Raw genomic sequence first — 22,368 nt, 5'->3', positions numbered from 1 at the left:
TACCGCAGGGCGCAATGCATTTTCATTTGGGTAGAACAGAATAAGAACCGGAGTAACCTATGAAAATCAATATGACGACCAGGGTCATTGGTGGTTTCAGTATTGTCACCCTGTTGCTGGTTGTACTGGGAGGAGACTCCCTGCTCACCCAAAATAACCTCAAGCACACTACCTCCAGCCTTAAAGAGATCAGCATGCCCTCGCTGATCACGACCAACCAAATTGCCGCCAATCTATCAAGCCAGCAAAGAGTATTGTTAAGCCTCTATCACAGTCAGGCTTCTGCTGATATTCCTGCCCAGGCAGAGCAGCGCAATCAGCAACATCAGGCTATCGAGGAGCAGCTGAGCAAGCTACAGCGCCTGCTGGCACAACAGTCTAAAATCAGCGCCCAGTTGCAGCGACTTTCACAGGGCTACACAGACTTCAGTGACCGGGCTCAGAAGCTTATTCAGGATCATCAGGCCTCACTCAAGCTGAAAGAACAGCTGAACAACCGTCGTGACGACCTTGAGTATGAGCTGGATGATGTCACTTCCAATCTGCTGGATATCATAGATCTTGAAACCAGCAGCAATGATGCTGAACGCCGCATTGCAGCCTCAGCCGTCGCAGTAGACAACAACCTCACCACAGTAGTCAGCACCCTGTACGAATTGGTCGCCGCCAAGGACAGGGAAAAATACGACCTTATCGTCAACGACCTCAACTATCTGACCAGTGATATTGAAAGTAAGCTCAGCTATCTGCTGCGTCACGGCGAAACCATGAGCAAACTGTCAGCTTCACTTTCAGATATCGACGCAGGACTTAAAAGCGTATTGCAAACCATCAACAATCAGGATGGTTTGATTCAGGACAAGGCCAGACAGTTAACCAATCAGGAGCAAGCAACTGCAGATCTCAGACAAATTGAAACCGAAGCTGCCAATATAGAAGCGCTGATGACCACCATCAGCGCGGAAATTGAAACTTCCACTGACAACCTCAGCGCCGAAGCGATCAGCTCTATCGAACGGGGAAGTGTCCAGACACTGATGCTAATGCTGATTGCCGTTGTGGTCGCAGTCGTTGTGAGCATGGCAGTCATTGGCCCATTGCGCCGCTCTCTGTCCAAGGTAAATCATGCTCTGGATGTACTGGCCGGCGGTAATCTTACCCATAAGCTCGACGATTCAGGTCATGATGAATTCAGTGAGCTGGCTCGAAACTGTAATCGTCTGATAGACAGTCTGCGCGGCCTTATCCAGGGAATTCTTGACCGTTCTACTCAGCTGGCTGCGGCGGCAGAGGAAACCTCAGCCATCACCACCCAGACAGAGGCGGGAATTCAGGAGCAGAGAAGTCAGGTTAACCTTATTGCTCAGGCTACCACAGAGCTGAATGCCCGTTCCCATGATGTGGCGCAAAGTGCAACGTCCGCCCTTGAACAGGTCGAAAAAGCGGATGCCGAAGCTCAGCACATGCAAACCATCGCCGACGAAAACAAGCAGATTATTCAGCACCTGGCTGATGAGGTTGCCAAAGCCGGACAGGTCATCAATAAGGTTCATGCGGACAGCGCGTCTATCAGCACCATCCTGGATGTTATCCGGGGTATCGCCGATCAGACCAACCTGTTGGCTTTGAATGCCGCCATTGAGGCTGCCAGAGCCGGTGAACAGGGGCGTGGCTTCGCCGTGGTAGCAGATGAGGTGCGTAGCCTGGCATCACGCACTCAGGACTCCACTCAGGAGATCCATCAGATGATTGAAATTCTGCAGAAAGGCACTCAGGAAGCTGTGGCAGTGATGGAAAATGGCCGTGCCCAGGCTCAGGCCTGTGTTGAGAAAACAGAGCAAGCCAATGAAGCTCTGACCGCCATCAGCGACTCAGTCCACAGGGCATTTGATGCGGGTAATCAAATTACCCATGCCGCCAACGAACAGAGCCAGCTCAGTCAGGATGTGTCCGTTAAACTGGACCACATTGCGGCTATCTCAGAAGAGAGTGCAACCGGTGCAGAGCAGACAGCCATCTCAAGTGCTGAAGTGGCCAAACTGGCAGAAGAACTGCAAAGTTCAGTCAGGGAGTTCAGGGTCTAATCCAGGATACTCTCCAAAACCCAGGCATAAAAATACCGGACATCAAGTCCGGTATTTTTGTATCTACCAATAGGAGAATCAGCCACCGATACGTTCTTTTACCGCAGCTGCAATAGGGCTGGCACCGTGCCCCTGGGACTCTGCCCAGGCACCCACTGTCATGCCATCTGCTTCAGGCTTTTTCAGTTTGGAAGATGGCAGGCGAGATACAATAAACTCTCCCGACTCGTTGGCACCGGAAACCATGGCGAAACGCACCAGGCTATGACCATCGCACTTAATGCCATCATAGACCTGCCGTAACTTCATCCGGCTTTCTTTCAGCTTTTTACGCAGCAGGTTTCTGTCGTCTGACTTCACATATTCGCAGATATTAGCCACCAACATATCGCTGGCGGCTGCCTCTTTGGCCATTCCCCCGGCCACCAACAGAGCTGCCACTGCCACAGGCAATATACGCATCTGATTCTCCTTGTTTCTTGTTATATAAATAAACCGGGCATGCCCGGCTTATTTGTCGTGTTAATTCACGGATAAATGCCGTGTACAGACACCCGCCTCCCATGACGATGCCACAACTGTACAGAGCTTTATCGGCGAATCGCGCCAAAAATTAACACTTTCTTATCAATTTTACAAAGCGATAGCCTAACCCTTTGTCACTGGCGCCTTTTCCCAGCTCTGTTTCATCCCACTCATTCGGGTTCCATTGGGGGAAATGAGTGTCGCCATCAACATCGAGCGCTATCTCAGTGAGATAGAGAATATCGGCCACAGGTAACAGCTCCCCATAAAGTTGTCCGCCCCCTATCACCATCAACTCATCGCATTGGCCTGCGGCCTGTTTCGCAGCCTCAAAGGAGGTCACACAGGTGACGCCTTCAATCTGCAGCTCCGGATTGCGGCTGATAACGATATTCTGCCGGCCCGGTAAAGGACGCCCAATGGACTCAAACGTTTTACGACCCATCACCACAGGTTTACCCATGGTGACCGCCTTGAAGTGTTTCAGGTCGTCCGGCAGATGCCATGGCATCTGATTGTCTTTGCCGATAACACGGTTGTGAGCCATAGCGGCAATCATGGCTATCTTCATTTCAGTTCCTTGATGGGGGAAAGCGTGGGCGCAGGTTAGCAAATTCCCTCAGTTTTTTGCACCGCCAAAGTAAACAAAAAGGGCAATGTCAGTGACATTGCCCTTTAATACTCAAACGATTATCAACGTTCGTATACGACTTCAACGTCGTAATCATCATCGTCGAAATCATCGTCCCAGTCGTCATCATAGTCCTGGTTTGCATCTTCCATGCTGGACTGGTGGTAGTTATCCCACTTGAATTCAACGTCTGCATCTGGATCCTGATCTTCATCTTCAGGCGGCAGGCTCTTGATAAAGTCCATAAGCTTTTCTGACAGCTTTTGAGTGCCTTCACGGGCATAGGCAGACATGGTGTATACCTCACCTTCCCATCCCAGCTCTGCAACGATGCGGTCGACTTTTTCCTGAACTTCTTCTTCCAGCATCAGGTCAGTCTTGTTGAATACCAACCAACGTGGCTTACCAGCCAGCTTTGGAGAATACTTTTCAAGTTCACCCACGATAGCGCGTGCAGCTTCAACTGGATCACTGCCATCAATCGGTTCAATATCCAGAATGTGCAGCAGAATACGGCAACGCTCAAGGTGCTTGAGGAAGCGAATACCCAGACCAGCACCATCAGCTGCGCCTTCGATCAGACCGGGAATATCGGCAATAACAAAGCTCTGACCTGGACGAGGGTTTACCACACCCAGATTTGGAACCAGAGTGGTAAACGGATAATCAGCGACTTTTGGCTTGGCACGGGATACAGCACGGATAAAGGTAGACTTACCGGCATTCGGCATACCCAACAGACCGACGTCAGCCAGCAGCATCAGCTCAAGGCGCAGGCTGCGTACTTCACCCGGGGTACCCAGAGTCTTTTGACGTGGGGCACGGTTGGTACTGGACTTAAAGCGAGTGTTACCCAGACCGTGGAAACCACCTTTGGCAACCAGCAGCTTTTGACCATGGGTGGTCAGGTCGCCCAACACTTCCTCAGTCTCTTCATCGGTCGCACGGGTACCCACAGGCACTTTCAGCACCAGATCTACACCGCCTTTACCGGTACAGTCACGGCCGCGGCCATTTTCACCACGCTCAGCCATATGGAATCGTTCAAAACGATAATCGATCAGAGTGTTAAGGTTTTCATCGGCCTGCAGAAATACGTTACCGCCGTCACCACCGTCACCGCCATCTGGACCACCGTCCGGCACATACTTTTCGCGACGGAAACTGACACAACCACTGCCACCATCACCCGCTTCGACGCGGATCACTGCCTCATCGACAAACTTCATACTTACTCCTGGCGCCAAGAATTGTGGGAAATTATACCGCTGAACCCAAGCTACGCCAAACAATCACAGTCTGTACCCTACAATGGCAGAATACAGTAACCAGACAAAACAAAAGCCCCACCAATGGCGGGGCTTCAGGATTCGATTTAAGGTCGAAGATTAATCTTCGATGCTAACGAACTTACGGTTGTTAGGACCTTTAACTTCGAACTTAACTTTACCGTCAGTCAGAGCAAACAGAGTGTGGTCACGACCAACACCTACGTTTACACCTGCGTGGAACTTGGTGCCACGCTGACGAACGATAATGTTACCAGCCAGAACAGACTCGCCGCCAAAGCGCTTAACACCAAGACGTTTGCTTTCTGAATCGCGGCCGTTACGAGTAGAACCGCCAGCTTTTTTGTGTGCCATGAGTTAGACTCCTAATTAAGCGTTGATAGCAGTGATTTTAACTTCGGTGAACCACTGACGGTGGCCCATCTTCTTTTCGTGGTGCTTACGACGGTTGAACTTCTGGATAGTTACTTTCTCGCCGCGACCATGGCTGATTACTTCGGCAACAACTTTGCCAGCTTCAACCAGTGGAGCACCAACTTTCACGTTTTCGCCATCAGCAACCAACAGAACCTGATCGAACTCGATGGTTTCACCGGTAGCTACTTCAATTTTTTCCAGACGCAGAGTGTGGCCTACAGACACACGGTGCTGCTTACCACCACTTTGAAAAACAGCGTACATAGCTATTTTACTCCAAACATTTGACGTACTGGCCAGCCATACAGGCAGGGGGCAGTCGCCATAAAAACTTTATTGACAATGGGCGCGGAGTTTACGCGAAGAACGCACCTCAGGCAACCCTTTTTACTCAAAGATTAAAAAAAGATCGCATCCAGCAGCACAAAGCCTCAGCAGGTGCTGGCCTGGGGGATTAATTTCGGTAAAATCTGCGATATCATAGCACTTTCGCCGAAATTCGGGCAGCATTCCGTGGCCCTTCAGTAAACCAGAGTCTTTATATGGATTTAAATGCCATCCGCCAATTGGCGGACGCCGACATGCAAGCGGTCAATCAGCTGATCTACAAGCAACTCGAATCTGATGTTGCCCTTATTAATCAGTTGGGGTTCTACATTATTAATGGTGGCGGCAAGCGATTGCGCCCTCTGCTGACTGTACTGGCAGCCCGCTCTATCCAATATGAAGGCGAAGCTCATCTTAAGCTTGCAGCTATTGTGGAGTTCATTCACACAGCCTCCTTGCTGCACGACGATGTGGTTGACGAGTCCACCATGCGCCGCGGCCGTGAAACTGCCAACGCCATGTTTGGCAACAGCGCCAGCGTGCTGGTAGGTGACTTCCTTTATACCCGTTCTTTCCAGATGATGACCGAACTGGAAAATATGAAGGTACTGACAGTACTGGCTGATGCCACCAACGTACTGGCAGAAGGGGAAGTACTGCAGTTGATGAACTGCAACGATCCCAATACCACAGAAGAAAGCTATATGCGGGTTATTTACTGTAAGACTGCCAAGCTTTTCGAAGCAGCCACCAAACTAGCTGCCGTGGTAGCCGGCGCGGAGAGTTCATGGGAAGCGGCGCTGGGTGAATACGGTAAGTATCTGGGCACAGCTTTCCAATTGACTGATGACCTGCTCGACTACACCGCCGATGCCGAAGAGCTGGGTAAGAATATTGGTGATGACCTTGCCGAAGGTAAGCCAACCCTGCCGCTGATTTATGCGATTGCCCACGGTAATGATCAAGAGAAGGCGATGATTCGTAATGCCATCGAACAAGGTGATGGCACCAATGATATCGACGCTATTATCCATGCACTGAACCACTGTGGCGCGCTGGACTATACCCATCAGCGTGCGGTGGAAGAGTCTGATAAAGCTATCGCCGCCCTGGCTCCTTTGCCTGATACCGACTTTAAAACGGCGCTTATCTCTTTGGCCAAGTTGGCTGTTGCCCGCAATCACTAATAGCCAAACTCCTGCAAAATGCCGCCATAGTGCGGCATTTTTCGTTATAAAGAATGGCCATCTATCTCAGCCACCACCTTCTCTTGGCAATTGACAACTGATAAGCTTCCACAAAGATAATTACAAAGTGGTAGGAAATTAAGCTGAAAGACTTACAAATCAACCGCTCAGTCCATGGCTTTACACTGATTGAGCTTGTGGTGGTTATTATCATCCTGGGAATTTTAGCTGTCACCGCTGCTCCCAAATTTATCAATCTGCAATCTGATGCTCTGGCCTCCACCGTCAAGGCTACCGGCGGCGCGTTTAAATCTGCAGTGAATCTCGCCCATGCGGGCTGGATAGCCAAAGGTGCCTCAGGCCCATTGGAAGACTTTCCTCTATACCACGATGCACCTGATCGCTCGGGTACCATAGATATCAACGCCAATGGTTGGCCTGCCCAACATTATCTGGGCCCTCAGGAAGCCTTCCCCAACCTGGATAATGTTGAAGACTGTGTCTCTGTCTGGCAGATACTGTTTGCCTATGGTGAGCCTACTGTCTCCCGGGCTGGCGTCGACCCTGATGCGGATTACAGGGCAAGCTATATCTCACCGGCCCAGTGCGATTATGTTCTCGGTGAAGATCCCGGCTACAAGATCTATTACAACGCCAACACAGGTGAGGTCACGACCACTATTCCCAACTGATTCAACAAAAACGCCGCATTCGAGATGCGGCGTTTTTTATAGGCAAGAGAAGAACAACTACACCTGCCAATCAATTGGAGACTCACCTCTGTCACTCAACAGCTGATTCACCCTGGAGAAGTGTCCGCAACCGAAGAATCCGCGATAAGCGGACAAAGGCGAAGGGTGAGGACCCGAAATCACATGATGATGTGATGCAGTAATTACCCTCCCTTTCTTGATGGCATGACTGCCCCAGAGCACAAAGATAATTGGCTGAGTTTGTTCATTCAGCAACCTCATCGCCTCTGTAGTAAAAGTTTCCCAGCCCGATTTTGCATGGGAATGGGCCTTACCCTGCTCAACCGTCAATACGGTATTAAGCATCAAAACCCCCTGCTTTGCCCACGACTCCAGATAGCCATGGTCAGGAATTGTGAAACCAGGAATATCAGTCGCCAGCTCTTTATACATGTTGACCAGAGACGGCGGCGTCTTTATTCCCGGCTTAACCGAAAAACACAGGCCGTGGGCCTGTCCCGGACCGTGGTATGGATCCTGGCCAAGAATAACCACCTTAACCTTATCCAGAGGCGTTAATTCGAAAGCGCTGTAGACCTCCTCTGCAGGAGGAAAGACAGCTTTTCCTGATGCGCGCTCAGCATCAACAAAGGCTTGCAAGGCTTTAAAGTAATCCTGTGATTCCTGGGACTTAATAAAATCCGGCCAGCCGGCGGGCAAACTCATAACAACTTCCTGGGTAATATAATTCGGCGACAAGATTAAAACCCCCGCCTGTCGGTGGCAAGCAGGAGGTGAGTTTTTACACAGACGTGATCAGTGTTCTGGAACGACTTTTTGCAGCGTGCTATCTTGTCGCGCTTTTTCAAGAGATCAGGCCTCACTCAATGAAGAAAACCCATATTTACCGCCACATTCATATCCGCGCACAGGGATTTACCCTGATTGAACTGGTGGTAGTCATCATTATTCTTGGGATTTTGGCGGTTGTCGCCGCCCCGAAAATGCTCAACCTGCAGGATGATGCCAATATCGCCTCGGTTCAGGGCACGGCGGGCGCATTCAAGGCAGGGGTAAACCTGGCCAGAGCTGTCTATCTGGTTAAAGATGGCGATGGGGAAGCTGAAGATCTGCCTGTATTTGTTGGTACCCAGAACAACAATCCTGCCTATCCCTATGAAAAACCCGGCCATCTGGACTTCAACAAATATGGCTGGCCGGTACAGAACTATATGTATGAAGACACCACTATCGTTCAGCTGGACAATGCTGCCGATTGCGTCTCTCTCTGGCATACACTGTTTGCCAACGAAGAGCCCAGTGTCTCAGAGGCGGAACAGGATGAGGTGACAGACTATATCGCCCACTATACTCGCCAGACAGGCTCAACTGAGGCCAGTCAACAGTGCCGCTATGACCTGCGCAGAGAGCCTAAGCTCTCTATCAGCTATAACGCCATTACCGGTCAGGTCAGCACAGACACAGATCTGAGCTCATAAATACTGAACTGTCAGAAATACAGCGGGGTCTCGCTGCTGCGATACAAGCGCTCAGGGCGATAACGCCAGACATGGTCAATGAGGTCTTCATTCATACAGGTGCGCGGCGTACCACTCGCCGCTACTCTGCCCTGACTCAACACCACCAGCTCATCACAATACTGGCAGGCCTGATTCAAATCATGCAGCACGCTGACGATAGTGTACTCCTGCTCCCTTGCCAGCTCCTTCAGCAGCGACAACACCCTGTGCTGCTGTGCCAGATCCAGGGCTGAGGTAGGTTCATCCAACAAGAGCACCGGCGGTTGTTCACTTTGAGCCAGCTGCACCAAAACCCGGGCCAGATGCAGCCTTTGTTTTTCACCACCGGACAGCTCAGGGTAAAGGCTATCCCGTAGATGCATGATATCCAATCGCTCCAGCCAATGGGTAACCAGTGCATCTCCCTGCTGCTGGCTCAGAGTCAGCGGATAGAGCCCCATGGCCACCACATCTTTAGCCTTAAACGCAAAACCCAGTCCGGAATGCAGGGGCAGTACCGCAAGCTCTCTGGCCAGCTTAACCTGAGACCAGTCGCTCAAGGGTTTACCACGAAAGCCAATACTGCCGATATCGGGCTTATGATCCTGGCTCAGACATTTGAGCAAACTGGATTTACCCGCGCCATTGGGACCCAACAGCGCGGTAAATTTTCCCTGTGTCAGCTCAAGATCGATATCAGACAATATCTGCTTACCGCCGCGGCTCAGATTCAGGCCTGACAGAGATAATACGCTTTCCATAAGATTCTCCTCCCAAGCCGGCTTAAAACAGTCGCTGACGTTGCTTTAACAGCAAATAGATAAAGAAGGGTGCACCAAGCAGGGCTGTCAGCAAACCAACAGGAACTTCAGAAGGTGGCATCAGAGTCCGGGCACCCACATCAGCAATCAACAGCAATACCGCACCGAGCAAGGCGCTCAGGGGCAACAATAATCTGTGGTCCGGCCCCACCATCATGCGCACTATATGGGGCACCACCAGACCGATAAAGCCTATTATTCCGGTACCGGCAACCGCAATCCCAACGCCTAGAGCGCACAGAAAAATCATCCTGTATTTAAGTCGCTCCACATCCACCCCCAGATGCCTTGCTTCGGCTTCGCCAAGCAAGAGCGCATTCAGGGCTTTGGCACTGCGATGGAACTGCCATGAGATCACAACCAAAGCGGCCGCTGACAACCACACAAAATGCCATTTTGCCCCGGCAATTGAGCCCATCTGCCAAAGGCTCAAGTCCCTCAGCGCCATATCATTGGCGATATAGGTCAGTACCCCGATACCAGCGCCAAACAATGCCGCTACTGCAACACCCGCCAGCAACAGCATCACCACTGAAGTACCGCTGCTGCTTGTCGCGACCCTGTATACCAGTAAGGTGGTTGCCAGCCCTCCAAGGAAAGCACCTATGGCTACCGCGTATTCTGGCGCACCGGCAAACAACACAATAAAAATTGCCGCACCAAACGCTGCTCCCGCAGACACACCAATAATCCCGGGATCAGCCAGAGGGTTACGAAACAGTCCCTGCATGACAGCGCCGCACTGAGCGAGCGTTGCCCCCACACACAACGCCAGCAAGGTTCTGGGTAATCGCACATTATTGATAATCAACTGTTCGTGAGGTGCCAGTGTGCCGGGATCCCATGCGGTGACTGTGTTCACCAAACCTATCACCAGGCCCTTCAGGCTGTTGATAAAGCCGATGGTTAAAGGGCCAGTACTGATGGACAGGCCACAGGTCAGCAGCAGCGCAAGTAACCCCAGATTTCGCAGCGAGGAATAGCTGTTAATTGAAGAATGAAACGACATAACTTCTCTTTCTGCATCTCTTTCTGCACTGAGGCAGCATGATGGCGTTTGGTAACGGATTTAAGGTAACTGCGACATGGACTGGCTCAGATCCTGAGCCGCAGCAATAGCCGATATACCAAGCCCCCCCATCAGAGCTGTCCCGGGAATATGGAATACCCTGTCCTGTGCCATTGCAGGCAGGTGCTCAAGTAGAGGCAAAGCTGCCAGTACAGCGGCCTTTGGGTTGTTCGCTTGTTCAGGGTCGCGAAAGCTCACCAGTATCATGTCGGGATCAAGAGCCAGGATGCCTTCCTCCGACAGCGTCTTGTAACCGCCAAAATCGGCAGCATTCACACCACCTGCCAGCTCAATCACCATGTTCACCGCGGTGTCATTTCCACCTACCCTGGTCGCCCTGCCCGGCTGCACAAGCAGAAAAAGCATAGAGACCTGTTGGCCTTTCAACGCCTCTCTGGCGTTGGTAAGCTCATCCAATGACGCAGCCAAAGAGGTTTTCAGCACTTCTCCCCGTGAACCAGCACCCAGGAGATCAGCCAGCGTATCAACATTGGATAAAAGGCCTTCACCGTCCTGTGCATCGGGCAGAATCACCACCCTAACGCCTGCATCTTCAACCAGTTCAACAGCACTTTTAGGCCCGGTTACCGGGGTACCGATCAGAACCGACGGCGACTCCGCCAGCATGCCTTCAGCCGACAGTGCTCTGTGGTAACCGAGCTTTTTTGCCTTGCTGTCCTGAGGCAAAGCACTGCTGGAATCTACTGCCACCAATTCTTCAGCTTTATCCAAAGCCACAATTAACTCTGTTACCCCCGGACCTGCACTGATAATTCTTTGAGTATCTTCCGCCCATGTGGGCGAAGCTCCCAGCGCCAATGCCGCAACCAGTGCAGCGCTGAACTTAAGCGCGCCACACTTGAGTATGAGTTTGTCCAAGATACCTGTCCTTGTATGAGTCATTGTTTTCAGGGCTCCATTAAAATCTGAGTTTGGGAAATTGACTGGGCTTGCAGCAGAGCCAGCAATCGCATCAGGTGCTGCACGTCTGCCTGTTTGTCTGCGGCCACGATAAGAGTGGCGCTGGGATTGGATTTAACTCTTTCAAGCAATTGCTGCTCGAATACTTTGAAGTCATGCAGACGCTCACCATCCAGTGCCCAGTAGGGTGAATCCGTCATGACATTGATACTGATGCTGTCGGTCCGGGTAATCGTTTGAGTACTCTCACCGCCGTGAGTTGGTACATCCACAGGTAACGCCTGCAGACGCACGTTGGCAGTCAGCATAAAGAACACCAACATAATGAAGATGATGTCTATCAGCGCAGTCATATCCACGCCGACATCAAGCTCCTGCTCAGCCTGAGGAAGATGGATCATCAGGCCACCTCCAACTTTGCAAACTCCTGGCGCTGTTGTGGCAGAGCACTGACACCATCGAGCCAAAGGTTAAGCTGGGTCAGACCATGAGCCAGTCGGGTACAGCGGGAACTGGACCAGATATCTACCAGCTTACTCCCCAGCAGTGCCGGCAGGGCGATAAGCAAGCCTGCAGCAGTGGTATTCATCGCCAATGCCAAACCAGCACTTAACATAGCGGGCGTTACGGGCCCCTGGGTTTGGCTGATACCATCAAACATCTGAATCAGCCCAAGCACAGTGCCCAACAGACCAATAAGTGGGCTGACTACACCGATCAGATGCAATAGCTTCAGGCCGGTTTTCTGTTTACTTTGGAGTTGCGCCAGCCAAAGTTGCGCCATCTCCTCTCTGTCAGCCCGGCAAAGCGCTTTGCCATCCAGCAGCAGCCTGCACCCTTTGGCAAATACTCCCTTGGACTGCTTGAGTTGAGCGTCCAGCTTACCAAGCGACTTATCGTTAACCGGCTCAGCCAATCGCTGGCGAAACGCCACCAACAAGCGACGCTGAAACGCTGAAATCCCCCGAACCTCGTACCAAATAACGTACGCCACCCGCTCCAGCAGTATCATGCCACTGAGCACTGCTGCCGCCACCAGCGGCCAGGTCAGTGGCCCAAGTTGTTGCTCCAGATTACTGATAAGGTCCTGCATGCATTTTCCTGTTTTGTTTATCCTGCTGCTTAATTGAGGGCGAACCTGACGGGCACCCTGACGATAAATTGGTCGCCTTCATCTGACGGCGCAGCAAACTGCCAGCCACGCACAGCGGTCAGTGCCGCGTCATCCAAAGCACCGAAACCGCTGCTTTCAACCATCTCAAGCGAAAGCTGCTCACCAAAGCGGTTAAACAGCACCTCGATCATCACCACGCCTTCCATACCTCTGCGCCTAGCCAATCTTGGGTAAGAGGGAGCTTTGGGGCGTTTCATAAATTTGGGCTTATCCACCCACACGGGTGCACTGGGGGCTGATGCATGGGACTCTATGCTTGTCGAATCAAGCTCCTCAACAGCCGGTTCGACGTTCTCATCGGTTCTGGCTTGCTCTGTCCTGGGCTGTGCCAAAGGCTGGCTCTCAACTGCTGGCCTGGGAGCTGGTTTGACAGCAGGGCTTGTTGTCACTGTCGTTTGAGTTTCGGCTGTTGGCCTGCTTTCCTGCAGAGGCTTGGTCTCTGGTTGATGTTCTGGTTGATGTTTAGCTTTGGGCTTTTCTGGTTTCTCGCGGACTGGCTTTTCCGGTTCCGGGGAAGATGAAGACAGGGGCGCAGCAAGACTGAGGGTCAGTGGGCCTTGATTGTGGGGCATTTCGAATGCCAGTGCTCTTTGGTCACTGACCTTAAGGGTTAACCCTCCGAATAACAGCAGAATGGCAGCAGGCAGTGAAACCAAGTATCGCCAAGAAACCACATCATCCCCCGTTAAAATCACTTTGACTATTGAATCCCCGCCAGCATGAGTCCGCTTCAGCACCTGCTGAAGTCTTCCCTGAACAGCCGACAAAACAATAAAAATTTACCTCATGAAAAAGCTATATGCAAATAATAATAATTATCGTTTGATCTATCATTTGATATTGTGCAAGCATAATAATTATCAAAACAAGGTGACCCAAGTCACTCAATGCCCAACCAAATTACCGGCAAACACACCGTGATCATTGGGCTCTGATAAGGGTTTGTTTCACATCACAATCAGGTAAAAAAGACAGTCATGGATAGTTTGAAGATGTCACCCACTCCATTGGCCACAGCTTTGCTGTTGGCCCTGGGCAGCACTTGCGTGTCAGCACAGAATGATCCCTATGAATTGGAAGAAGTCCTGGTCAGTGCGACCCGGGTTGAAGAAGCTGCATCCCAAAGCAGTCGTTCCATCAGTGTTATCGATGAAGAAGAACTGGCACTGACTCAACCTCAATCTGTCCCTGAAGCCCTTTCCTCCAGCCCCAATATCACAACCACCAATGGCCCAAGAGTCAGCAGCCAGGGAGTGGAAATTCGAGGCCTGAGTGGTACCCGTGTCCTGCAAACCATTGATGGGGCGCGCCAGAACACCACATCTGGACACCGTGGCGTATATTTTATGGATCCGGAAATGCTTCAGTCTGTGGAAGTCATTCGGGGACCGGCCAGCAGCCTTTGGGGCAGTGGAGCCATTGGTGGTGTGGTGGCTCAGGTAACCCGAAATGCCCGCGACTTTCTTGAGCCCCAAGATGACTTTGGCGGCTACCTGAAGCAGGGATTTGAATTTAACGGCGATCGCCAAAAGACCAGCGGCGCGGTTTATGGCCAGCAAGATCAGATAGATTGGCTGATTAACGCCAGTTACTTCGACAGCAACAATATCAAGACAGGTGATGACCTGACGCTGGAGAACAGCGGTGGCAATGGCACCAGTGGGATGTTCAAACTGGGCTGGCAGGAAAACGACAATCACCGCCTTGAATTCAACGCCCGTCTCAATGAAATCCGGGAGCTGGTCCCCAGTAACCCGGCAACCAATGTCGGCAGATCAGTGCCCCTGGTTAAGCGTAATACCAAAGACACCTATTTCGGGCTGGATTACACACTTAAGACAGATAACCCATTACTGGATATGAATGCTCTGGTATACCTGAATGACTCCAGCTACAAGGAAGACAGAGTCACCAGAAACCAGAAAGATGACACTGAATACCGCACCTTTGGCATCAGTGTGAAGAACACCTCTGAGTTTGACTTTATGTCCCTCACCTACGGTCTTGATGGTTACAAAGATGAGCTGGATACGGTACGTGATGACTCAGGTCAAGCCGGTCAGCGTCCTGCCAACATCAATGCCGAGTCCACCGTATGGGGTGGCTTTGTTCAAGCCGGGATCCCTCTTGGGGAGTCCCTGTTGCTGACCCCGGCAGTACGTTACGACAGCTACGACAGCAAGAGCGAGCAGGTTAACCGTGATGTGGACGACAGCGAGTTTTCGCCATCTGTGGCACTGGTATGGGACACCACTGACTGGCTGACTCTGAGTGCCCGTTATGACCAGGCATTCCGTGCGCCGGGGATGGAAGAGATGTTCTCCACCGGCAGCCACTATTGCATTCCCCCGATCCCGGGATTCCTGCCTGGCGGCCTGTGCAACACCTTTAAACCCAATCCGGACTTGAAGAGTGAAACCGCCCGAAACAAAGAACTGAAAGCCTACTTATCCTTCGCTGACCTGGCCGGTGACGATGAGCTGAATATCAGTCTTAACCTGTTCCGCAACGACGTTGATGACTTCATTGTGCAGCAGGTAATCGATCCTCTGATGGGCGTTCCGGGTCTGGAGCAAACTACAACCTGGAGCAATGTTCAGGATGCCCGTTTGCAAGGTTTCGAGCTGGTCACCAACTATCGAATCAAGCAAACCTGGGTATCGTTGAGTTATGGCCAGACCGAAGGTAAAGACAAGGCAGATGACAGTTTCCTGGAAGGCATCCCGGCAGATAAATTTGTACTGGACCTGTCTCAGGGCTGGTTTGACGGCGACTTCAAAGCCGGGACCCGCCTGACCTATGTCGCTGAGCAGAAAGATGTCCCAGCTGATTTCACCGCCGCTGAGCAATATGACAGCTACACCCTGTGGGACCTGTACCTGGCGTGGGAGCCAAGCAGTGGCGCGCTGACAGGCCTGCGTATTGATGCCGGCGTCGACAACATTACCGATGAGTACTATCAGCAAGCCTGGCAAACCCTGTATCAGCAGGGTCGTAATATCAAGCTCAACGCCAGATACATGTTCTGATCCAGACCCGCAGGAATAGACAGATGAAAAATGAAATCCTTACCCGAATCCAAACCGCTATCTCTGAGTCACCTCAAAGCTCACCGGCGCAACTGGCCAAGTCTTTGAATGTCAGCGAAGCGTGCGTGTTGATGGCGCTGGGTTCAGAACAGGTCAACTGGATGGATAAAGCGCTGGCTCAGGAGTTGCTGGAGGAACTACCGGATTGGGGAGCACTGACCACTATAGTGCAGCTTGCCGGCAATGTATTTGAGTTCAAAGGGGCGTTCCCCAAAGGCAAGCCCGGGCATGGCTACTACAACCTCTATACCAAAGGCGAAGGCCTGCATGGCCATCTGCTGCTTGAAAGCTATCAGCATATCGCTCTGGTCAGTCGCCCGCTGCGGGGACGCATGAGCCACTGCATCTGTTTCTTTGATGCCGAAGGCAACACCATCTTTAAAGTGTATTTAGGTCGGAACAAGCAGGGAGAACTGCTTACCAATCAGGTGGAACGTTTCGAATTACTGAAACAACGCCTGGCTGAAACCGCCTGAAGCAGTGACATACTGGGAAACCGGAGAAAATCATGAGTGATCATCAGGCCGACAAGGCCCAGCGTCTGGCAGAAAAATTGCTGCCTGAAATCAATGAGTTCAAGCACAGCCGTAAAACCCTGCAACTGGCAACCCGCAACTCTGAGGGGCAGCCCAACGCCAGCTACTCGCCCTATGCCCTGTCTGAGAACGGCTTTTATATTCTGGTGAGCGATCTCGCCCGTCATGGCCAGAACCTCAAGATGAGTGAGCAGGTATCTGTCATGTTGGTAGAGGATGAGTCTGAAGCCAAAACTGTGTTTGCCCGCAAACGTCTGACGTTTGACACCACAGCACAGCGCCTTGAGCGAGATACCGACGCCTTCAAAGAGGGAGTGTTGGCATTGCAACAAAAGCATGGCGAGATGGTTACCAACCTGGCGGCCCTGGGCGACTTTAATCTCTATCGCCTGCGCCCCGAGCAGGGGCTCTATGTCAAAGGCTTTGGTCAGGCGTTTAAACTGTCTGGCGCCGAGCTGCTGGATGTCAGCTGGATGACTGATGGCCACCATGGCGAAGCCAAAGATCCTGAAGTGACAGATAAAGTCTCTGCCTGACAAGCTCATATCAAAAACAAGGGCCTGCCAAGCAGGCCCTTTTTCATCCCTGAATTCCGGCACGGATGTGATAGAGTCTGGCATAAATCATTCAGCAGCCGCAGCAGAATAAGGAAGTTTCAGTGACAGATATTGCAGCGAGCACGTCAGGCCAATCCGCTCCATCAGACCCGGATAAGTCCCTCCCTCACCGGCCCAAAGGTGAAGTATACCGCTGGATTGTCGGGTTTCTTTCCCCCTATAAAGGAAGAGTGATAGCGGCTCTGTGCTTTCTGCTGCTCGGGTCGCTGGCGTGGCTGGCTATCGGTCAGGGCGTTCGCTTGCTGATAGACCAGGGCTTTGGCGAAACCGGGGACAGCAATTTCAATCAGGTTATCCTGTGGCTGGCACTGATTGTCACTATCAGCTCTATCGCCATATTTGGGCGATTTTATCTGATGAGCTGGCTGGGCGAACGTGTCAGTGCCGATATCCGCCTGACCGTATACCGGGCGCTGCTGACCCTGTCCCCCTCTTTTTATGCCAAAGCGCGCACCGGCGAAGTGATCAGTCGCTTTACCTCAGATACCACCTTATTGGAGAACGTGGTGGGATCCAGCTTCTCTATGGCGCTGCGATCCAGTGTCATGGTGCTGGGCGGCTTGATTATGATGGCAATTACCAGCTGGAAGCTGACACTGCTGGTGCTGGTTGCTCTGCCGGTGGTGTTGGCTCCCGCCCTGTTTCTCGGTAAGAAGGTACGGCAACTGGCCAAGCGCAGCCAGGACAAAATCGCCGATTTGGGCGCCTATGTTGATGAGAGCATCCACGAGATCCACACAGTTCAGTCCTATGGCCACGAAGCAAGGGATAATCAACACTTCACCGGACATGTTGAAGCCATTCTGGCCGCCGCCAAAGACAGAATCTTTTATCGTGCCGTGTTAATCAGCACCATTTTAAGTCTGTCATTTTTTGCCATTCTCGCCATCACCTGGGCAGGTGGTCTTGCGGTACTGTCTGGCAGCATTACCGGCGGAGAGCTGTCAGCCTTTATGTTCTATGCGGTATTGGTAGCAGGTGCAGTGGGCACTATCAGCGAAGTATTCAGTGAAGTGCAGCGAGCCGCAGGTGCAAGTGAACGACTGATGGAACTGGCCCATAGCTGCAGCGATATTACCGAACCTGAATCCCCCATCGCCCTGCCCGACCAGGTTAACGGCAGAGTGCAGTTGAACAATCTCAGCTTTGGCTACCCGGGCCATGAGGAGACTGTACTGCATAATCTCAGCTTCACCATCAATGCCGGTGAGCGAGTCGCCCTGGTAGGTGCCAGCGGTGCCGGAAAAAGCACACTGTTTGCCCTGTTGCAGCGCTTCTATCCGACGCCTGAAGGAGCCATCACTCTGGATAATCTGGCGATAGATACCTTGAGCCTGGACCAATTGCGGGCCCAGTTCGCCCTGGTTCCTCAGGAGTCAGTTATCTTTGCCACTAGTGTACTTGAGAATGTGCGTTATGGCAGACCCGATGCCACTCAGGACGAAGTGATAGCCGCTTGTGAAGCTGCCCGGGCTCATGAGTTCATTTGCGAATTCCCTGATGGATATGACACCTATCTGGGTGAACGTGGCGTGCGGCTGTCCGGCGGCCAAAAACAACGTATTGCCATTGCCAGAGCGATTCTGGCTGACAGACCTGTACTTTTGCTCGATGAAGCCACCAGTGCATTGGATGCCCGCAGCGAAGTACTGGTTAAACAGGCTTTGGATACTTTGATGCAGGGCAAAACCACACTTGTGATTGCACATAGATTGGCGACTGTGGTCAATGCCGATCGTATTTTGGTGTTGGACAAGGGAAAACTGGTGGCAAGTGGGACTCATGAAGAGCTGCTGACATCAAACGAACTCTACAGCGAGCTAGCCAAACTGCAGCTGTTAACTCAAAAGGACACAGGTTAAACAATTTGACATGCGAAAAACCGCATTTATAGTATTTATCATAATATTTAAATACAGAAATAACTATGAAGCGCTATTCAACGGGTTTTACCCTCATCGAACTTGTTGTCGTAATCATCATTCTTGGTGTACTGGCAGTGACTGCAGCACCTAAGTTTATCAACCTTCAGGATGACGCCAGAGCCGCAACTCACCAGGGATTTACTGGCGCCCTGTCCTCATCCATCAAGCTGGCTCATGCCACATGGGAGGTACGCAAATCCAGTGCAGATCCGGCCAGTGTTGGCAATGGTGGTTACCTTGATTACAACGGCGTGCGTATCGGTTTCTGGGGAGTATCCGGTTATCCCGAATGTGAAAATGGTTGCACACTCAATGGCGGCATAGCCAATGCAGGAGGCTGTAATGGCGGTATACCTAAGTTATTGGATGACTCAGTGACCTTCCTGGACACCTACAATACAGCAGCTTTTCCACCTGCCGGAGGGGATTGCGTCTTTACCGATAAAGAAAACGAAAACCTGAAAATTCGATACAGCGCAGTTAATGGGAAAGTTAAAGCCTGTGCGGATGCAACGTCATGCACTGCGCTGCTTTCAAGTAGTACTCCCGGTAACTTTTGACCTAATTACCACCCAATATCGACAGCTAACGACATCTACAGATAGCTGATGATAAACCGGAAGCAGAAGTGGGCACTTCCAACCAGTCCGAATGCTTTCATAGACGCTAAGGTAACTTTTTAGCAACCACAGAATAGATATGCCACTGATGCGGCTTGCCATCAGGAGCCTCACCACTGGCTCGATTTTCTTTAAAACTGACGATATCGAATTGCTCGAACCACTGCCGGATCTCAGTCTCGTCTGTCACCAATATATCCGGCCAATAAGCCTGTCTGTCAAAGTCAGTTCCAGTCATGGTGTCTTCAGCGCCAAGAAAGGACCCTGCAAATACACCGCCCGGAGGCAGACATTGGCATATCTTTTCCCACACCTGAGCAAAGTGTTTAGGAGGACAGAAAAACAGACTGGCGTCTGCCACGACCAATGATGCGGATGGATAAACAAAGTCCTGAAACCCCGCAACAGATACTGAGACTCGGGTGTCGCCAGAGAATCTGGCGTTGCACCTGGCGATAGCCTCACGCTCAATGTCAAAAGCATAAACCTGAAATCCCTGACTGCGTAGAAAGTCGATATCACTGCCAGCGCCGCATCCACAATCTATGGCGATCTTTTCCCCTTCGACCAAACTCACCGCAAGGCGAAGCTCCTCTCGAACAGGCCGGTTCTCAGTGGCATCCAGATATTGCTGTATTTCAGCCGAAGCCATAACTTTCTCCTATGTGCTAACCGCCGTACACGGTGATAAATTCGCACTGGTCGAATGCCTGAGGCTTAAGTTTATTCGACTCCAACCTAATGACATCAGCAGGGCGCAGCCCAAAAAAGGTATCTACTTCAATTGCCATCAGGGTGAAGTCATAGTTGACGTGATTCAGGGTCACTGTGCCCTGATCTCCCTTCATCACATAGGTGCCCTCCACCTGCATATCTTCCGGCTCAGCCACCACCTCAAGCACTACCTTGGTATCGCTTAAGCGTTCAAGCGTCGCACGAATATCGCCGCACTCCCGGGTCTGCATCACCACAGGCAAACTGATCTGCTCTCTGGGCAAGTAAATGCCAAGGTGACCTGAGGAATAAAAATGATTGGACTGGCTGAAGTCTTTTACCTGGATATCTGCAAGCCCCTCTTCCCGCAAACTGTCTTTCACCAACTCAAGCAAATCACCACCAGTCAACAATGGATGGATCAGCAGCTCAGCGGCAGCAATACTGTAGGGCAAAGGAGATTCCAGCAGCTGAACATCCAGCCCTTTGGTTTCCAGTTTTTGTATGACATCTTCAGCCAGTTCAGGGCTATCGCCGGGCTGCAGGTACACCACAGGTGCCGCGCAGCCATTGAGTAACCCCAGAACAACCGGGATAAAGCAAAGCTTCATCAGCTCTTACCTGGCTGTAACCGAAATACGCTCCACTTCATCGGCAGGCGCTAACAGATAATCCAGCTGAACCTTACTGCCTGACGCACCCTGGCTACTGGCCTCATATTGCCATTGCGCCAATGCCTCTGCCGCCGATTGGTCAAATACCCCCTCAGGCAATGATTTGAGCACCTTAATATTGTTAACCTTGCCCGCAGGCGTGATATCAAATGACAGCTGCACATAACCCTCCAGCTTATTTTCAACCGCCTTGGCTGGATAGGTGGGTTCAATGCGTACTTTCGGATAAGGGTGATCCCCCCGCTTGCTCTCACCCGCAATCAGTTGTTGGCTGCTGAAAAGTGCAACCAAGCCCATTGCCCCCACCAGTACCATAGCCACAACCAGACTTCTGCCCGCCATATTGTGATGTTTAAGCTGCATAATTCTCTCCTTGAGTGTGTGTTTGTTACCGCTTTGGGTAGCCAACATGGCCAGCGGTCTGGATTGAGCCTGAGCCAACAACAAACGGCCATAGGCAATGCGTTGATCTTTATTCATATTTCGGCAAACGCTGGCATCACAGGCGAGCTCCTGCTCCTGCCGGAATCTGCGGTATGCCAGATGACATATGGGGTTAAACCAGCAAAGGCTAAGCAGGCTCCAGGCCATCAGGTTGGCGGGAATATCCCGGCGGTGCCAGTGCACCAGTTCATGCCTGATAATGCTTTGCTGCTCAAAAGCTGAGAGTGTCGGAAAGGTTCGTGGCAGCAGAAGCACAGGATTGCGCACACCCGCCAGCATGGCAGAGTCACTGTCCACCAGCCAGGCAGGTAAGGGACTGGAGATAAGCTCAATCGGCTGACCATGAGCCAACAAGGCTCTGACTTTAAGCCATTGCAACAAGGCTGCGGCCCACATCAACGCCGCCCCACCAAGCCAGATAAACAGCAGGGAAGGCCAAAACCAGGATGAGGCATGGTCTTGAGAGGCAATCGCTTTGACACTGTAGTAGCTGATTTTGTCAGCCAGCAAAGAGCTTTCTGCGGCGGCAAACCAGGCAGGCCACAAGGCAACCAATAAACCGGTCAACAACTGCAATGGCACCAGCCACCAGTAGAGATAAGCCATATCAGCGCCGCCTTTGGCTCTTTGCTGACTTGAGACAAGCAACAGAGCACAGATCAGGGTCAGGCCAATAAACTGAGCGCTCAGAAAAGCCATCATGCGTTGTTATCCTTCCACTCATCCAGCAGTTTTTGCAGCTCAGCGGCATCTTCCGCCGTCAGGCTTTTATCTTTGGCAAAGCCAGCCACCAGGGGAGCCAGCCTGCCGCTGAACAGCCTGTCGATAAAAGAATGACTGGCCTGACGCTGATAACTTTCCTGCTCAAGCAGCGGGAAATAGCAGTAACCCCGTCCCTGCTTTTCAAACCCTATGGCCTGTTTTTTTACCAGACGGCTCAGCAGTGTCTTGATGGTCTTTTCATGCCAGTCTTTGCCTGCATCCGTTTGCTGCAGCGCCTCAACCGCTTGAGCAGAGGTTAATGCGCCCCGCTGCCACAGCAGGTTCAGCACCACCAGCTCTGCATTGCTTATCTCGTTCATCCTGTCCCTC

General features: G+C 51.7%; 25 protein-coding genes. 9 read left to right on the top strand and 16 right to left on the bottom strand.

All coding sequences use genetic code 11. The features are described 5' to 3' along the window. Positions 1-59 precede the first annotated feature (59 nt). Positions 60-2,084, top strand: a complete 2,025-nt coding sequence (locus ACFOE0_RS03715; protein ID WP_248935399.1) for a methyl-accepting chemotaxis protein — start codon at positions 60-62, stop codon at positions 2,082-2,084. Positions 2,085-2,162: 78 nt separating this feature from the next. Here ACFOE0_RS03715 and ACFOE0_RS03710 read toward each other — a convergent pair whose 3' ends face one another. From ACFOE0_RS03710 to rplU, 5 genes are all read right to left on the bottom strand, one after another. Continuing rightward, positions 2,163-2,546 (bottom strand): DUF3718 domain-containing protein, encoded by a 384-nt coding sequence (locus tag ACFOE0_RS03710; RefSeq protein ID WP_248935400.1) that lies wholly within the window; start codon positions 2,544-2,546, stop codon positions 2,163-2,165. A 151-nt stretch (positions 2,547-2,697) separates the two neighbouring features. Beyond that, positions 2,698-3,180: a type 3 dihydrofolate reductase gene (gene folA / locus ACFOE0_RS03705; RefSeq protein ID WP_248935401.1), complete on the bottom strand. Its 483-nt coding sequence runs from the start codon at positions 3,178-3,180 to the stop codon at positions 2,698-2,700. Positions 3,181-3,302: 122 nt separating this feature from the next. Continuing rightward, positions 3,303-4,469 carry an Obg family GTPase CgtA gene (cgtA, locus tag ACFOE0_RS03700; protein WP_248935402.1) on the bottom strand — a complete coding sequence of 389 codons (1,167 nt, stop codon included), beginning with the start codon at positions 4,467-4,469 and terminating at the stop codon, positions 3,303-3,305. A gap of 159 nt (positions 4,470-4,628) precedes the next feature. Then, on the bottom strand, positions 4,629-4,883 hold the full coding sequence (gene rpmA, locus ACFOE0_RS03695; RefSeq protein WP_115136184.1) for a 50S ribosomal protein L27: 255 nt from the start codon (positions 4,881-4,883) through the stop codon (positions 4,629-4,631). Between the two features lie 15 nt (positions 4,884-4,898). After that, positions 4,899-5,210, bottom strand: a complete 312-nt coding sequence (gene rplU / locus ACFOE0_RS03690) for a 50S ribosomal protein L21 (protein ID WP_115136185.1) — start codon at positions 5,208-5,210, stop codon at positions 4,899-4,901. A 278-nt stretch (positions 5,211-5,488) separates the two neighbouring features. Between rplU and ispB the strand changes: the two genes are divergently transcribed. Both ispB and ACFOE0_RS03680 read left to right on the top strand, forming a co-directional pair. After that, positions 5,489-6,460: an octaprenyl diphosphate synthase gene (gene ispB / locus ACFOE0_RS03685; RefSeq protein WP_248935403.1), complete on the top strand. Its 972-nt coding sequence runs from the start codon at positions 5,489-5,491 to the stop codon at positions 6,458-6,460. Between the two features lie 137 nt (positions 6,461-6,597). Continuing rightward, positions 6,598-7,152 carry a type II secretion system protein gene (locus tag ACFOE0_RS03680; protein ID WP_380711694.1) on the top strand — a complete coding sequence of 185 codons (555 nt, stop codon included), beginning with the start codon at positions 6,598-6,600 and terminating at the stop codon, positions 7,150-7,152. 57 nt (positions 7,153-7,209) lie between these two features. Here ACFOE0_RS03680 and ung read toward each other — a convergent pair whose 3' ends face one another. After that, a complete protein-coding gene (ung, locus tag ACFOE0_RS03675; protein WP_248935404.1) occupies positions 7,210-7,878 on the bottom strand; it encodes a uracil-DNA glycosylase in 669 nt (222 codons plus the stop codon). Between the two features lie 161 nt (positions 7,879-8,039). On the opposite strand from ung, the gene ACFOE0_RS03670 reads away from it, so the two are divergent. Next, positions 8,040-8,651 carry a pilus assembly FimT family protein gene (locus ACFOE0_RS03670; RefSeq protein ID WP_283106384.1) on the top strand — a complete coding sequence of 204 codons (612 nt, stop codon included), beginning with the start codon at positions 8,040-8,042 and terminating at the stop codon, positions 8,649-8,651. A gap of 11 nt (positions 8,652-8,662) precedes the next feature. Here the strand turns inward: ACFOE0_RS03670 and ACFOE0_RS03665 are convergent, their stop codons facing one another. The 6 genes from ACFOE0_RS03665 to ACFOE0_RS03640 are packed head-to-tail and all read right to left on the bottom strand — an operon-like array spanning position 8,663 to position 13,331. Continuing rightward, entirely contained in the window at positions 8,663-9,433 is a 771-nt protein-coding gene (locus tag ACFOE0_RS03665; RefSeq protein ID WP_248935405.1) for a heme ABC transporter ATP-binding protein, read from the bottom strand. A 22-nt stretch (positions 9,434-9,455) separates the two neighbouring features. Then, complete coding sequence (locus ACFOE0_RS03660) at positions 9,456-10,502, bottom strand: FecCD family ABC transporter permease (protein WP_248935406.1); 1,047 nt, start codon at positions 10,500-10,502, stop codon at positions 9,456-9,458. A gap of 60 nt (positions 10,503-10,562) precedes the next feature. Next, a complete protein-coding gene (locus ACFOE0_RS03655; protein ID WP_248935407.1) occupies positions 10,563-11,441 on the bottom strand; it encodes a heme/hemin ABC transporter substrate-binding protein in 879 nt (292 codons plus the stop codon). Positions 11,442-11,470: 29 nt separating this feature from the next. Further along, on the bottom strand, positions 11,471-11,884 hold the full coding sequence (locus ACFOE0_RS03650; RefSeq protein ID WP_248935408.1) for an ExbD/TolR family protein: 414 nt from the start codon (positions 11,882-11,884) through the stop codon (positions 11,471-11,473). After that, the gene (locus ACFOE0_RS03645) at positions 11,884-12,576 is read right to left on the bottom strand and encodes a MotA/TolQ/ExbB proton channel family protein (protein WP_248935409.1); all 693 of its coding nucleotides are present in this window, start codon (positions 12,574-12,576) and stop codon (positions 11,884-11,886) included. Before ACFOE0_RS03645 ends, ACFOE0_RS03650 begins: the two co-directional genes overlap by 1 nt. A 29-nt stretch (positions 12,577-12,605) precedes the next feature. Next, complete coding sequence (locus ACFOE0_RS03640) at positions 12,606-13,331, bottom strand: energy transducer TonB (protein WP_248935410.1); 726 nt, start codon at positions 13,329-13,331, stop codon at positions 12,606-12,608. A 318-nt stretch (positions 13,332-13,649) separates the two neighbouring features. Here ACFOE0_RS03640 and ACFOE0_RS03635 point away from each other — a divergent pair, with 318 nt between their 5' ends. The 5 genes from ACFOE0_RS03635 to ACFOE0_RS03615 all read left to right on the top strand — a co-directional run bounded on the left by ACFOE0_RS03635 (position 13,650) and on the right by ACFOE0_RS03615 (position 19,384). Beyond that, positions 13,650-15,686 (top strand): TonB-dependent hemoglobin/transferrin/lactoferrin family receptor, encoded by a 2,037-nt coding sequence (locus ACFOE0_RS03635; RefSeq protein WP_248935554.1) that lies wholly within the window; start codon positions 13,650-13,652, stop codon positions 15,684-15,686. Positions 15,687-15,709: 23 nt separating this feature from the next. Further along, positions 15,710-16,222: a heme utilization cystosolic carrier protein HutX gene (hutX, locus tag ACFOE0_RS03630; protein ID WP_248935411.1), complete on the top strand. Its 513-nt coding sequence runs from the start codon at positions 15,710-15,712 to the stop codon at positions 16,220-16,222. A 32-nt stretch (positions 16,223-16,254) separates the two neighbouring features. Further along, positions 16,255-16,818, top strand: a complete 564-nt coding sequence (hutZ, locus tag ACFOE0_RS03625; RefSeq protein WP_248935412.1) for a heme utilization protein HutZ — start codon at positions 16,255-16,257, stop codon at positions 16,816-16,818. Between the two features lie 122 nt (positions 16,819-16,940). Then, complete coding sequence (locus ACFOE0_RS03620; RefSeq protein WP_380711412.1) at positions 16,941-18,761, top strand: ABC transporter transmembrane domain-containing protein; 1,821 nt, start codon at positions 16,941-16,943, stop codon at positions 18,759-18,761. 65 nt (positions 18,762-18,826) lie between these two features. Then, positions 18,827-19,384, top strand: coding sequence for a type II secretion system protein (locus tag ACFOE0_RS03615; RefSeq protein WP_283106385.1), 558 nt, complete (start codon positions 18,827-18,829; stop codon positions 19,382-19,384). Positions 19,385-19,490: 106 nt separating this feature from the next. Here ACFOE0_RS03615 and ACFOE0_RS03610 read toward each other — a convergent pair whose 3' ends face one another. From ACFOE0_RS03610 to ACFOE0_RS03595, 4 genes are read right to left on the bottom strand one after another with little or no spacing between them, the layout of a single operon-like run. After that, positions 19,491-20,096 carry a class I SAM-dependent methyltransferase gene (locus tag ACFOE0_RS03610; RefSeq protein ID WP_248935413.1) on the bottom strand — a complete coding sequence of 202 codons (606 nt, stop codon included), beginning with the start codon at positions 20,094-20,096 and terminating at the stop codon, positions 19,491-19,493. 16 nt (positions 20,097-20,112) lie between these two features. Next, positions 20,113-20,769, bottom strand: coding sequence for a hypothetical protein (locus tag ACFOE0_RS03605; protein ID WP_248935414.1), 657 nt, complete (start codon positions 20,767-20,769; stop codon positions 20,113-20,115). 6 nt (positions 20,770-20,775) lie between these two features. Further along, complete coding sequence (locus ACFOE0_RS03600; RefSeq protein ID WP_248935415.1) at positions 20,776-21,978, bottom strand: M56 family metallopeptidase; 1,203 nt, start codon at positions 21,976-21,978, stop codon at positions 20,776-20,778. Beyond that, positions 21,975-22,358, bottom strand: coding sequence for a BlaI/MecI/CopY family transcriptional regulator (locus ACFOE0_RS03595; RefSeq protein WP_248935416.1), 384 nt, complete (start codon positions 22,356-22,358; stop codon positions 21,975-21,977). Before ACFOE0_RS03595 ends, ACFOE0_RS03600 begins: the two co-directional genes overlap by 4 nt. Between the last annotated feature and the right edge of the window lie 10 nt (positions 22,359-22,368).

It is taken from the genome of Shewanella submarina (genome assembly GCF_042646185.1).
In the GTDB taxonomy this organism is placed as follows: domain Bacteria; phylum Pseudomonadota; class Gammaproteobacteria; order Enterobacterales; family Shewanellaceae; genus Shewanella; species Shewanella corallii.
The sequence above is the reverse complement of the archived record's forward strand: the minus strand, read 5'-3'. Positions and strand labels throughout refer to the sequence as shown.

Excerpts from the sequence above, each read along its gene's own strand:
- ACFOE0_RS03715 (WP_248935399.1), top strand. The coding sequence starts at position 60 with ATGAAAATCAATATGACGACCAGGGTCATTGGTGGTTTCAGTATTGTC.
- ACFOE0_RS03710 (WP_248935400.1), bottom strand. The coding sequence starts at position 2,546 with ATGCGTATATTGCCTGTGGCAGTGGCAGCTCTGTTGGTGGCCGGGGGA.
- folA (WP_248935401.1), bottom strand. The coding sequence starts at position 3,180 with ATGAAGATAGCCATGATTGCCGCTATGGCTCACAACCGTGTTATCGGC.
- cgtA (WP_248935402.1), bottom strand. The coding sequence starts at position 4,469 with ATGAAGTTTGTCGATGAGGCAGTGATCCGCGTCGAAGCGGGTGATGGT.
- rpmA (WP_115136184.1), bottom strand. The coding sequence starts at position 4,883 with ATGGCACACAAAAAAGCTGGCGGTTCTACTCGTAACGGCCGCGATTCA.
- rplU (WP_115136185.1), bottom strand. The coding sequence starts at position 5,210 with ATGTACGCTGTTTTTCAAAGTGGTGGTAAGCAGCACCGTGTGTCTGTA.
- ispB (WP_248935403.1), top strand. The coding sequence starts at position 5,489 with ATGGATTTAAATGCCATCCGCCAATTGGCGGACGCCGACATGCAAGCG.
- ung (WP_248935404.1), bottom strand. The coding sequence starts at position 7,878 with ATGAGTTTGCCCGCCGGCTGGCCGGATTTTATTAAGTCCCAGGAATCA.
- ACFOE0_RS03670 (WP_283106384.1), top strand. The coding sequence starts at position 8,040 with ATGAAGAAAACCCATATTTACCGCCACATTCATATCCGCGCACAGGGA.
- ACFOE0_RS03665 (WP_248935405.1), bottom strand. The coding sequence starts at position 9,433 with ATGGAAAGCGTATTATCTCTGTCAGGCCTGAATCTGAGCCGCGGCGGT.
- ACFOE0_RS03660 (WP_248935406.1), bottom strand. The coding sequence starts at position 10,502 with ATGTCGTTTCATTCTTCAATTAACAGCTATTCCTCGCTGCGAAATCTG.
- ACFOE0_RS03650 (WP_248935408.1), bottom strand. The coding sequence starts at position 11,884 with ATGATCCATCTTCCTCAGGCTGAGCAGGAGCTTGATGTCGGCGTGGAT.
- ACFOE0_RS03645 (WP_248935409.1), bottom strand. The coding sequence starts at position 12,576 with ATGCAGGACCTTATCAGTAATCTGGAGCAACAACTTGGGCCACTGACC.
- ACFOE0_RS03635 (WP_248935554.1), top strand. The coding sequence starts at position 13,650 with ATGTCACCCACTCCATTGGCCACAGCTTTGCTGTTGGCCCTGGGCAGC.
- hutX (WP_248935411.1), top strand. The coding sequence starts at position 15,710 with ATGAAAAATGAAATCCTTACCCGAATCCAAACCGCTATCTCTGAGTCA.
- hutZ (WP_248935412.1), top strand. The coding sequence starts at position 16,255 with ATGAGTGATCATCAGGCCGACAAGGCCCAGCGTCTGGCAGAAAAATTG.
- ACFOE0_RS03615 (WP_283106385.1), top strand. The coding sequence starts at position 18,827 with ATGAAGCGCTATTCAACGGGTTTTACCCTCATCGAACTTGTTGTCGTA.
- ACFOE0_RS03610 (WP_248935413.1), bottom strand. The coding sequence starts at position 20,096 with ATGGCTTCGGCTGAAATACAGCAATATCTGGATGCCACTGAGAACCGG.
- ACFOE0_RS03605 (WP_248935414.1), bottom strand. The coding sequence starts at position 20,769 with ATGAAGCTTTGCTTTATCCCGGTTGTTCTGGGGTTACTCAATGGCTGC.
- ACFOE0_RS03600 (WP_248935415.1), bottom strand. The coding sequence starts at position 21,978 with ATGATGGCTTTTCTGAGCGCTCAGTTTATTGGCCTGACCCTGATCTGT.
- ACFOE0_RS03595 (WP_248935416.1), bottom strand. The coding sequence starts at position 22,358 with ATGAACGAGATAAGCAATGCAGAGCTGGTGGTGCTGAACCTGCTGTGG.